The organism is Flavobacterium sp., assembly GCF_035292545.1.
In the GTDB taxonomy this organism is placed as follows: domain Bacteria; phylum Bacteroidota; class Bacteroidia; order Flavobacteriales; family Flavobacteriaceae; genus Flavobacterium.
In genome coordinates, this window is sequence record NZ_DATDPV010000036.1 from 102,616 (window position 1) to 114,878 (window position 12,263).

General features: G+C 35.5%; 9 protein-coding genes. 1 reads left to right on the forward strand and 8 read right to left on the reverse strand.

From position 1 onward, the window contains the following. The first annotated feature begins 29 nt into the window (after positions 1 to 29). Positions 30 to 1,079, forward strand: a complete 1,050-nt coding sequence (locus tag VI621_RS06225; protein ID WP_324217518.1) for an o-succinylbenzoate synthase — start codon at positions 30 to 32, stop codon at positions 1,077 to 1,079. On the opposite strand, the gene VI621_RS06230 is transcribed toward VI621_RS06225, so the two are convergent. From VI621_RS06230 to VI621_RS06265, 8 genes are all read right to left on the reverse strand, one after another. After that, positions 1,076 to 2,164 carry an AI-2E family transporter gene (locus VI621_RS06230; RefSeq protein ID WP_324217519.1) on the reverse strand — a complete coding sequence of 363 codons (1,089 nt, stop codon included), beginning with the start codon at positions 2,162 to 2,164 and terminating at the stop codon, positions 1,076 to 1,078. The genes VI621_RS06225 and VI621_RS06230 overlap by 4 nt on opposite strands. A 92-nt stretch (positions 2,165 to 2,256) precedes the next feature. Then, a complete protein-coding gene (locus VI621_RS06235) occupies positions 2,257 to 2,730 on the reverse strand; it encodes a nuclear transport factor 2 family protein (RefSeq protein WP_324217520.1) in 474 nt (157 codons plus the stop codon). Positions 2,731 to 2,871: 141 nt separating this feature from the next. After that, positions 2,872 to 5,295: a phenylalanine--tRNA ligase subunit beta gene (gene pheT / locus VI621_RS06240; RefSeq protein WP_324217521.1), complete on the reverse strand. Its 2,424-nt coding sequence runs from the start codon at positions 5,293 to 5,295 to the stop codon at positions 2,872 to 2,874. A gap of 285 nt (positions 5,296 to 5,580) precedes the next feature. Further along, positions 5,581 to 6,444, reverse strand: a complete 864-nt coding sequence (locus VI621_RS06245) for a bestrophin family protein (protein WP_324217522.1) — start codon at positions 6,442 to 6,444, stop codon at positions 5,581 to 5,583. 27 nt (positions 6,445 to 6,471) lie between these two features. Further along, a complete protein-coding gene (locus tag VI621_RS06250) occupies positions 6,472 to 7,782 on the reverse strand; it encodes a TolC family protein (RefSeq protein WP_324217527.1) in 1,311 nt (436 codons plus the stop codon). Between the two features lie 4 nt (positions 7,783 to 7,786). Next, complete coding sequence (locus VI621_RS06255; protein WP_324217523.1) at positions 7,787 to 10,882, reverse strand: efflux RND transporter permease subunit; 3,096 nt, start codon at positions 10,880 to 10,882, stop codon at positions 7,787 to 7,789. Between the two features lies 1 nt (position 10,883). Then, positions 10,884 to 11,951: an efflux RND transporter periplasmic adaptor subunit gene (locus VI621_RS06260; RefSeq protein ID WP_324217524.1), complete on the reverse strand. Its 1,068-nt coding sequence runs from the start codon at positions 11,949 to 11,951 to the stop codon at positions 10,884 to 10,886. A 136-nt stretch (positions 11,952 to 12,087) separates the two neighbouring features. Further along, a partial coding sequence (locus VI621_RS06265; RefSeq protein WP_324217528.1) for a hypothetical protein occupies positions 12,088 to 12,263 on the reverse strand: 176 nt, incomplete at its 5' end.

Here is a 12,263-nt window from a genome sequence, read left to right on the forward strand (position 1 = left end):
TTGGTCGAAGGGATAAAATTCTAATTCGATTGAAAGCAACTTATCACAAATACATTCTCCATTTCAAGATACCTTCAGGAACTTCCCGTGGAGTTTTAACGGAAAAGGAAACATGGTTTATTGTCCTCGAAAAAGAAGGAAAAAAGGGAATAGGCGAGTGCGGAATTCTCCGAACATTAAGCATTGACGACAGACCCGATTATGAAGAAAAGTTGCAATGGACCTGCGACCATATTCACCTCGGAAAAGATACACTTTGGGAAGCATTAATTGAGTTTCCGTCAATACAATTTGGAGTCGAAATGGCGTTCCAGTCCTTAGCCAGTAAAACCCCATTTTTATTGTTTCCTTCTGACTTTACAAAAGGCGAAAAATCTATCCCGATTAATGGTTTGGTCTGGATGGGAGAACCCGCATTTATGAAGCAGCAAATTGAAGAGAAATTAGCACAGGGATTCCATTGTATTAAACTCAAAATAGGCGCCATAGATTTCGATAAAGAATTACAGTTATTGCACTTTATTCGACAAAATTTTACTCCGGAACAGGTCGAAATTCGTGTAGATGCGAACGGTGCTTTTAATCCAAGCGTTACTTTAATTAAATTGAATCAATTATCTGAATATAAGATACATAGTATTGAACAGCCGATACAAAAAAATCATACTGACAGTATGTCAGAGCTATGTAAATCCACTCCAATTCCTATTGCTTTAGACGAAGAGCTTATTGGCGTGGTTTCATTGGAAGAAAAAGAACAATTATTGCAAAAAATAAGACCTCAATACATCATTTTGAAACCCAGTTTTATCGGTGGTTTTCGGGGTACAAAAGAGTGGATTTCGTTAGCGGAAAAACATAAAATCGGTTGGTGGATTACCTCTGCTTTAGAGAGTAATATTGGTCTAAATGCCATCGCGCAATGGACTTTTTTACAACACAATAAGATGCCTCAGGGATTAGGAACCGGAGGTTTGTTTACCAATAATTTTGACTGTCCTTTGGAAGTTTCACAAGGGCAATTATGGTATAATAAAGAGCGTGATTGGGCTTTTAGTTTTGATGCACTAAATGACTAAGATGGCGGTTTTTTTAGGCTACCATCACCTAAAAGCAAGGACAATATTTTTAAACTTTCAGTACGGTCAGCAATCAATTTTACGATACTAATAAACGGTATAAATAAAATCATTCCGGCCGCTCCCCATAAAATACCACCGGCAATTACCATTACAATGATGACGAGCGTATTAATTTTTAAGCGACTTCCTACTGCAAAAGGGAATATGATATAGGCTTCGAGTATTTGAACAATGCCAAAAACCAATATTACACCCAATGGATGCCACACTGAATTAAATGTGATCCACGCAATAGTAATTGGCAAAAGTGAAGATATCATAATCCCGACATACGGAATAAATGTTAGTATGGAGGCGATAAAACCAAACAGAAATGGATGTGGAATACCAATTATTGCAAGTCCTATGCTATTCAAAATTCCAACTATCAGATAAACCAATAGCATGCCTTTGATAAAATTATAATAAGCGTGAATGGTTTCAACAAGAATTTCGTGAATGATTACTTTTTTTTCTAAAGGGAAAATCTGATATAGGATATTTGCCAGTATTTGTCTGTGAAATAGTATCAGTGCAGAAAAAACGGGAATTATTAAAAAAATAAATATTGATTCTGAAAAAGAAAACACAGTACTCCTTAAGAATGAAATGGTCTGTGATCCGGAATTACTAAAGGAATTTCTGAAAAATGCTTGTTGTCTTTCAATGCTTATTCCAAATTGTTCTGCAAGAAATGCACTCAATTGGGTTGTAGCTTCTAAAAGTTTTGCACGGAGTGTTTGCCATTCTTGTAAAAACTCCACCATTTGCGCGACCAGCAAATAAATAATTGCTCCAAACAAAATTAACACTGTAAAAACGGAGAGTAAGATGGCAATACTTCTATTGATACCTTTTTTTTCCATCCATTTGCAAATCGGATATAGAATAAAGCTAATCAGTAAAGAAAAACTGAGCGGAATAAATAGTGTTTTTCCGAAGTATAACACTATAGAAATTAATGTTATATATTGAAGTATTTCAAGGACAGAAAACTTTCTGTTTGAATGGATTGGAACTGGTGTTTTCGGAATTTGAATCATGAGAGTTTTGAATTATAACCATTATGTTTTTCCTGTTTTTGAGTTCAGTAGTATATTCCGTTTTAACTTCCATAGTACTTATGATAAAGCAGTTAGCTATACTTTTCTTGGTATTTCTTTAACAAATCCCTCGATTGTTCCTGAATTTTTTTCTGTAGGAAAGGAGTCCAGCCCAAAAGATAACCGGGTAATCCCAAAGCTTGTTGCGTCCATTTCCAAACATTGAAATCATCCGTGTGTTTGATAATTAATCCATCCTGGAATTCAAATTTTGCATGAATGACATTCACTACTTTTCTATTTGTTTTACTGAAGTTATAAGTGGCAATCCATTTTGCAGAACCCGATTGATCCTCCGAATTAACATTAGAAAATGCTATTTTCAAATTGCCTTTGCTTCTTGAAATGAGCATTCGCCACATATTAGGGACTTCTTTTCCTTTCAGAATTCCGAAAGCCGGATCTTGAAATTCAATATTGGGATGATAGCATTTTGCCATTGTTTCTGCATCTGAATTTGAAAAGGCAGTATAAAATTTGGTGATTAAATTTTCGTTGGGATTCATATTATGGATTTTTGCTTATTTCAAATTTACGAAATAACTTCAAAAGTATCGATACAATGTATTGGGTTATTAATCAGGTATATGTACAATGAAAAATCCCGATGATTCGGGATTTTTATATATTAATGGGTAGGTTTTATTTTATCGTAAGCTTGCCCCAAGTTCCGTTTCAAAATTATTTTGTAGTTTACCCATTATTTTTTCAATTTGAGTATCGGTCAAAGTTTTAGTATTATCCTGAATTACAAAGCTCACAGCGTATGATTTTTTGCCTTCAGGTAAATTATTTCCCTGATACACATCAAAAAGATTAATGTCTTTTAAAAGTGATTTTTCAGATTGTCTGGCGATGTTATAAATGGCATCAAAAGCAACACTTTCGTCAACAAGCAAAGCTAAATCACGTCGTACTTCCGGATATTTTGGAATTTCGGTAAACTTAATTTTTGTTGAAATTAGTTTTAAAATCAATGCCCAATTGAAATCAGCAAACAAAACTTCCTGTTTAATATCAAAATGCTTTAAAAGTGATTTTTTTACGGTTCCTAATTCCACCAAAGTATCATTTCCAACTACAATGGCAATTCCTTCTGCAAAAACATCTGAGTTTACCGGTTTATTTTGAGTTTTTTCAATTCCTAGTCTTGATAATATAGCATTTACATAGCCTTTAAACAAAAAGAAATCGGATGGTTTCTGAGCAGTTGTCCAACTTTCATTTAATCGGTTTCCGGAAACCAATAAAGTTAAATGCTTTTGCTCCTCGTAACCTGACGGGAATTTATGGTATGATTTTCCGAATTCGAATAGTTTCAAATCCGAATTTCTTCGGTTGATGTTATAAGAAATGGCTTCCAGTCCTGAGAAAAGTAAAGATTGTCTCATTGCCGATAAATCATTGCTCAACGGGTTTAGTATGGTTACATTGAATTCTTCTCTTAAATTTTCTGATAATTTAATGTATTCGGGTGAAGTCAATGAATTGGCCATCATTTCATTAAAACCTAATGAAGTCAATTGATTGGCAACAATATTCTGAACTTTGTAATCTTCAGTTCGAGGTGAGTTTGAAATAGTTGCGTTCAGTTTTTTTGAAAAAACGATATTATTATAGCCATAGACTCTTAGAATTTCTTCTATAACATCAATTTCTCTTTGAACATCCACGCGGTAAGCCGGGATTATTAGCCCTAAACTAGTGTCTGAAACGCTGGTTACTTTTATGTCCAATGAAACTAATATTTTCTTAATTGTTTCTTTTGGAATTTCCTGACCGATAATTTTCTTAACATTATCAAAATTCAAGACTACCGGAAAGTCTTCTATTTTCTTTGGATAAATATCAACAATATCAGATGTTATTTCGCCACCAGCTACTTCTTGAATTAAAATAGCAGCTCGTTTTAAAGCATATGGCGTAATATTTGGGTCAATTCCTCTTTCGAAACGGAAAGAAGCATCAGTGCTTAACGTATGTCTTTTGGCTGTTTTTCGAACAGAAACAGGGTTGAAATAGGCACTTTCCAAGAAAATAGCATTTGTGTTTTCCGATACACCAGAATTTTTTCCGCCGAAAACACCTGCAATACACAAAGGTCCTTTTTCGTCACAAATCATTAAATCTTCTTCGTGTAAAGTTCTTTCGATATCGTCCAGCGTGGTAAATTTTGTTCCGGCAGGAACTGTTTTCACGATGACTTTTCCATTAATTTTAGATGCATCAAAAGCATGAAGCGGTTGTCCTAATTCGTGTAAAACATAATTAGTAACATCGACAATATTGTTTTTTGGCGTTAAGCCAATAGATTTCAATCGGTTTTTTAACCATTCCGGAGATGGTTTTACAGTAATGCCAGAAATGGTAACGCCACAATATCTTGGTGCTAATTTAGCATCTTCAACTTTCACATCGATTTTTAAAGTACGTTTTTCAACTTTAAATTTATTTACCGGCGGTGTAATTAATTCCGAATGATTGATATTTTTTTGGATTAAACCAGCACGTAAATCTCTCGCAACACCCCAATGACTCATGGCATCGGCGCGGTTTGGTGTTAAACCAATTTCAAAAACTTCATCGGTTTCTATATTAAATACTTTGGATGCAGGCGTTCCGGGAACTAAATCGTCAGCAAGAATCATGATTCCGTCGTGACCTTCGCCAAGACCTAATTCGTCTTCTGCGCAAATCATTCCGTGGCTTTCTTCACCTCGAATTTTTCCTTTTTTGATTTCGAAAGCATTGCCTTCTTTGTCATATAATTTGGTGCCAATGGTTGCCACAGGAACTTTTTGCCCTACCGCTACATTAGATGCTCCACAAACAATTTGGATTGGAGTTCCGTCGCCTATATCTACTGTGGTTACTCGCAATTTATCGGCATTGGTGTGTTGAACGCAAGTCAAAACATGACCTACAACAACCCCTTTCAGACCGCCTTTTAAACTTTCATATTTTTCTACACCTTCTACTTCAAGACCTAAATCTGTTAATAAAGAAGCTGTTTCTTCCGATGTCCATTCTGTTTTTATGAATTGTTTTAACCAATTGTATGATATTTTCATTGTATTTTTTTTTCAAGAAGGCAAAGATACTATTAATTAGAGAATGAGCCAATTTGACCCGAGCTTTTTTATAGCGAATTGACGTGGTAAACATTGAAAAAAACGCTATTATTCAACTATTTCAGATACAAAAATGAAAAATCTAATAACCCCCGATAGCAGCGGTATCCTTTTCATTGTGAAAGTAGAATTTTTGTAATCCGAAATGGCTCTCACAATGAAAAGATATAGCGGATAGCGGGAACAAGAATAGTAAAGTGGCCGAAAAATTCGTTTCGAAAAAAATTAAATCAATTCCTCCACGTGTTTTTTTATGTTTTCAGCCATTTTTTTGGTTGGTAAATCATTGGCATCAGTCCCGAAAGGATCTTCGATTTCTTCGGCAATGAGCTCCAAACTGGCCAAAACATAAAAGATAAATGACACTACCGGAATCACAAAATAACCCAAACTAAACACATACCCAAAAGGTAAAGTCAGCACATAAATAAAAATAAATTTTTTGATAAAAGCACTGTAAGAGTAGGGAATAGGCGTGTTTTTGATACGTTCACATGCACCGCAAATTTCGGTAAACGATTGCACTTCTGCATTTAAAATGATTAGCTGATCGCCAGTTATTTTTTTTGAAATGTACAAATCGTTGATTTTTTGAAACAGCATTTTAGCTACCTGATTGGGTTTGTGTTTGTGATGGTCAATTTCTAAATCCATATCGTCGAACAATTGTTTGCCGGTATCAGCGTCGTTTAAATGTTTGTGCAAAATAGATGCATAGCTTGGAATCATTTTTCGAAAATAAATACGGTCTTTCTCATCATGTAACATTACCGATAATTTAATGGCAAAATTCCGACTGTTATTTACTAAACTTCCCCACATTTTTCGCCCTTCCCACCAACGATCATAAGCGGTATTGGTTCGGTAAGCCAATAATAATGAAATTACAAAACCCAACATGCCATGCATAATTGAAATGTTCTTTACGTGGCTGTCCTCTGGTAAATCCCAATACTCAATTTCTAAATAAGCGATTCCAGCGGAATATAGTCCAATAATGAACATCATTGGAATCAGTTTTCGAAAAGTATCTGCTTTGCTTAAATGAAAAATAAAACTAATCCAATCTTTTGGGTTATATGAAGTCATTCGTAGATTTTTGTTTACAAAAATATATTAAAAATTGAGATTTCCAGCCAATTCTTTCAATGCAATTTCTGATAATTTTGCCTGAAATTGAGCATTGCTGTAGCGCACAATAGCATTAATATAATTCAATTGAGCCGTTCTGAATTCTAAAGTAGTTATGGTTCCGATATGGAATTTGTCTAACGTAATAGTTAAATTTTGTTTCGCAATGGCTTCATTTTTTCCATCCAAATCTATCAGCTGAATATTGGTTAGATACGTCTGATAAGCCGTAGCTAACTGTGAATGCAACGCTAGATTCTGCTGGTCGATTAATATTTTGGAATTCTCGATTTCAATTTTGGCGATTTTTTCGTTTCTGTTTTGTGAAAAGCCATCAAATAAATTCAGCGAAGCACTAAAACCATAATTCAATCCTCTGGCAGATGATTCTGTCGTAAAACCAAGACTCGATTGGCTTTCAGAGAAATTATAGCCTGTATTTACTTTTACGGTTGGATATCTTCCCGCTTTTATTTGCTTCAATTGTAATTCTGAAACTCTTTTATTGATGATTTGAGCTTCCAGTTGCGGATTTTGTTTTTCGGCTAAAGCAGTAAGTTCCGGAAGTAATAATTTATCGTCAACAGTAATTTCATCAATTACTTTAAAATCAGTTTTGGCATCTCTGGCTAAAATTTGATTTAGCAAAATCTTGGTATTAGCAAAAAGTTCTTTTTGTCTCAAAAGCGTTGTAGTATCGGTATTTAAATCGACCTGCGCATTCAAAACTTCTAATTTTGATGCTTTTCCGATAGTAAAACGATTTTGTGCCAAGGACATCCTTTGATTGGAAATAACAATCGCTGTGTCCAAAGCTTCTAATTGCTGTTGCTGTTGTACCAAATCATAATAGACCGCATTTGCATCGCTGATTTTAGTTATTATGGTTAATTTTAATTGAGCTTCGCCTAACTTTTGCAATTCTTTTAGCTGGTCGAGTTTTGCAAACATTTTGAATCCGTCAAAAATAGTCCAGTCCAGCCCAACGCCGTAATTTAAACTGTTGTTTTTGGCATTATCCAATTCTGTAACCGTACCGTCCTGACGTGTTTGTGAGCTGTTTTGAATACTGTTATTATCGACAACATTTGCGGTTACTTTTGGAAGCATACCTGCATTTCCAGCGGCAACATTGGTTTGATCTATTTTTAAATCATTGGAAGCAATTTTAATTTCATAATTGTTTTCCAAGGCAATTTTTACAGCATCCTGAATGGTTAAAATTTCCTGAGCATTTGTTTTTGTCATACAAAGGAAAAACAAAATCAGGCTTTGAAATAGGATTTTTGAATTCATCATACTAGTTGTTTTCTTTTTCATATTCTTCGATATGGTCAAATTCAGGATAATGTTTTCGTGCTTTCGACCACATTAAATACATGGCAGGAATTACAAATAAGGTTAAAACCAAAGAGAAAATAGTTCCGCCGACAATCACAACTCCCATTCCGATTCTACTGGTTGAAGCCGCTCCAAGTGATAGCGCAATGGGCAATGCACCTAATGAAATAGCCAAACTGGTCATTAAAATAGGACGAAGTCTTGCTTCTGAAGCTTCTAATATCGCCTCCATTTTCGATTTGCCTTGCTCTCGCAATTGATTGGCAAACTCCACAATCAGGATCCCGTTTTTGGTTACCAAACCAATTAACATCACCGTTCCAATCTGACTGAAAATATTCCAAGTCTGGTCAAACAGCCATAAGGAGAATAAAGCTCCGGCGACTGCCATCGGCACGGTCAGAATAATAATAAATGGATCGATGAAACTTTCAAATTGTGCGGCCAGAATTAAAAATATCAATAGCAAAGCCAATCCAAAGGCGAAAGAAGTATTGGAACTGCTTTCGACAAAATCACGTGATTCTCCACCTAAATCAGTTGTAAAAGTATCATCAAGCACTTTGGCTTTTATTTCATTCATCGCGTCAATACCGTCGCTGATACTTTTGCCCGGAGCAAGTCCCGCAGAAACGGTGGCCGACATATACCTATTGTTATGATACAATTGCGGAGGATTGCTTTTTTCTTCAATGGTTACCACATTGTCCATTTGAATCAGTTCTCCTTTGTTATTTTTTACATACATCGAAGTCAAATCCAATGGTTTTGAACGATCCTTTTGATCAAACTGTCCTATAACTTGGTATTGTTTTCCATTTCTTATAAAATAACCAAATCTTTGACCGCTCAGCGAAAGTTGTAAAGTTTGTGCAATATCAATTACTGATATTCCTAAACTTTCCGCTTTCTCCCGATCGATTGTTACGTTGATTTCCGGTTTATTGAATTTTAAATTAACATCGCTAACGGCAAAAGTTGGATTTTTAGAAACTTCATCCATAAATAATGGAATTTTTGCTTCTAGCTGTTTGAAATTTGGTGCCTGAATAATATATTGAATTGGTAAGCCACCGCGTCGGTTTACAGCGATTGTAGGCTGTTCAATTACAGAAGTTTTGGCTTCAGGATATTGCTTGGTCCATTTGGTTAATTTTTCCGCAATCTCTTTTTGGGAATCTTCTCTTTCGTTAGGCTGAACTAAAGATACACGAATGAAACCGCTATTGACTGATGAAGATCCAAAACCGGGTGAAGTAATGACTAAGCTGACTTTTTTTCCCGGAATTGAGTCGTCCACTAATTTAGAAACTTCTTGCATTAAGCGATCGGTATATTCATAAGAGGAACCTTCGGGTGTAGTCATTCGCATCACAAATCCGCTTCGATCATCATAAGGAGCCGTTTCTTTCTGCAATAAATTGAAAAACAGATAAATCAAACCAAAACACGCAATAAGAATGGGAAAACTTAACCATTTTTTTTTGATAAATCGAGTCAATGCACTGGCATAGCCACTGTTTAATTTTTGAAAATAAGGTTCTGTTCGAATATAAAAATTTGATTTTTTTTGTTCCCCGCCTTTCATTAAATAGGCATTCAGCATTGGTGTTAAAGTCAGCGAAACAAAGGCAGAAATCAATACCGCAGCACCAATGACGACGCCAAATTCCCGGAACAGTCGTCCGACAAACCCTTCAAGAAAAATTACCGGAAGAAATACCGCTGCCAGAGTTACGGAAATGGATATTACTGCAAAAAATATTTCATTAGATCCTTTGATGGCTGCTTCAATGGGAGACATGCCTTCTTCTACTTTTTTGAAAATGTTTTCGGTAACTACAATTCCGTCATCGACAACCAACCCTGTTGCCAAAACAATCGCAAGCAAAGTCAATACATTGATCGAAAATCCAAAAAGCCACATAATAAAGAAAGTAGCAATCAATGAAACGGGAATATCAATTAAGGGTCTGAAAGCAATGGCCCAGTCTCTAAAGAATAAATAGATAATCAGAATTACCAAAAGGATAGAAATTCCTAATGTTTCGGCTACTTCAATAACTGATTTTTTTACAAAAATAGTATTATCAATAGCTATGTTTAAATTAATATCTTTAGGTAAATCTTTTTTTAAACGTTCGAATTCTTTATAAAAAGCGGCCGAAATATCTAAATAATTAGCTCCGGGAAGCGGTACAATGGCTACACCTACTAATGGTGTCCCTGATTGGGTCATTTTAGTTTCCAAATTTTCAGGTCCTAAAGAGGCCGAACCAATGTCGCTAAAACGAACCACTTTTTCCCCTTCGGAACGTATGATTATATTGTTGAATTCTTCGGCAGTAGATAAATTTCCAACTGTTTTAACGGTTAATTCCGTATTTTTTCCGGTTAATTTTCCCGAAGGCAATTCCACATTTTGTTTATTCAAAGCGTCTCTAACTTCCGAAACCGTGCAACCATAGGAAGCTAATTTCACCGGATCAATCCACAAACGCATCGCATATCTTTTCTGACCCCAAATTTGAACGCCACTGACCCCTGGAATTGTCTCCAGTCGCTGAGAAATCACATTTTCTGCATAATCACTTAATTCTAATGCACTTCTCGTATCACTTTGAACGGTCATCGAAATAATAGCGTCACTATTGGCATCCGCCTTAGAAACTACTGGAGGTGCATCAATATCTTGCGGTAAACTTCGTATCGCCTGGGAAACCTTGTCACGCACATCATTGGCAGCTTCTTCCAGATTTTTATCTAAATTAAATTCTATAGTTATATTACTGCTCCCTTGAGCACTTGAAGAAGTTACGTTCCGAATACCATCAATCGAGTTAATGGCTTTTTCTAACGGTTCCGTAATTTGGGACTCAATAATATCGGAATTCGCACCAGTATAATTAGTACGAATCGATACTTGTGCCGGATCAATAGAAGGAAATTCCCGAACGCCAAGAAAACTGTAACCAATTATTCCAAACAATACAATTGCTAAATTGATGACAATCGTTAATACGGGTCTTCTGATACTTGTGGTAGATAAACTCATATTATTTTTTATTCGTTATGGTAATTTTTACAGGCGTGTCTTCTTTTAAAGTCATAACGCCACTGGTCAGAACCGTATCACCGACTTTCAGACCGGAAAGCACTAAAATGGAAGCGTCGGTTCTTGTTGTAGTTTCTACCATTACTTCTTTGGCTTTACCATTGTTCGAAATGAAAACTTTTTTCCCTTTTTGAACCGGAATTATAGCTTCGGTTGGCACTACGATAGCATCTTTGATAATATCCAATGGCAATTCAACATTGGCAAAAGTACCAGGCAGTAATTTTCCATCTTTATTTTCGGCAATGGCACGTACTTGTAAGGTTCTTGTAGCCACAGCAACTTCAGGCTCAATGGCATATACTTTAGCATTATATTTTTCGGTTGAACCTGCGACAGTAAAAGTCAAATTAGAATTCGGTTTTATCTGGCTGACATATTTTTCAGGAATAGAAAAGGTGATTTTTAATTTTCCAATATTGACTAATTTGGCCACTAAAATAGCCGGAGTAATATAGGTTCCGGGTGAAATGGAACGCAATCCGATTTTTCCTGAAAATGGCGCTCTAACCGATGTTTTGGCAATTTGTGCCTTAATCAACTGGCTTTGTGCTTGTGCCGATTTAAATTCAGCCCTGGCAACATCGTATTCTTCCTGGCTTATCGCTTCTTTTTGAAGTAGAAGTTTGGCTCTTCTTTCATTTTCAGATGCCAATCCTTCTCTAGTTGAAACTTGTCTAAGTTGGGCTCTTAACTCCAAATCATTGACTTTAAAAAGCACTTGTCCTTTACTGACATTGCTTCCTTCCTGAAAATAAATGTTTTCAACAATACCCGAAACTTCACTTCGAATTTCAACTTGCTCATTGGCTTCAATAGAACCGGAAAGCGAAAGATTATTGTCAAAAGATTGAGGCTCTACCACAATTCCGCTGACATTCATGGGCTTGCTTTTCCCGTCTTTATCTTTAGAATCATTATTCTCGCTTTTGTTTTCTGTGATTCTGTATGCGATAAAAGCACCAATTCCGACTATTAATAAGGTGTAAACAATGTATTTTATTTTCATTTTTGTAGTTTAAAGTAAGATTTGGAATCAGTATTTTAAGTTAAAAAACAAATTTAAGTTTTAGAAATGGGAATAAAGGAGTTGTTAATTTTTATTTAACGTTTGTACGTACAAATATTAGTTTTCGCTGAGAATATCAACTAATATAGTTCCAAATGTTTTTCTTTTTTGATAATTCAATAAAAACAGCCCTTAAAGAAGTGTGTTCCGGTTTCTCCATGGGAGCATCGTCTTTTAAGATTTTTACGGCATGATGTCTTGCCAATTGCAAAATATCCCGATCCCGAACAATATCAGCAATTTGAAGATTTA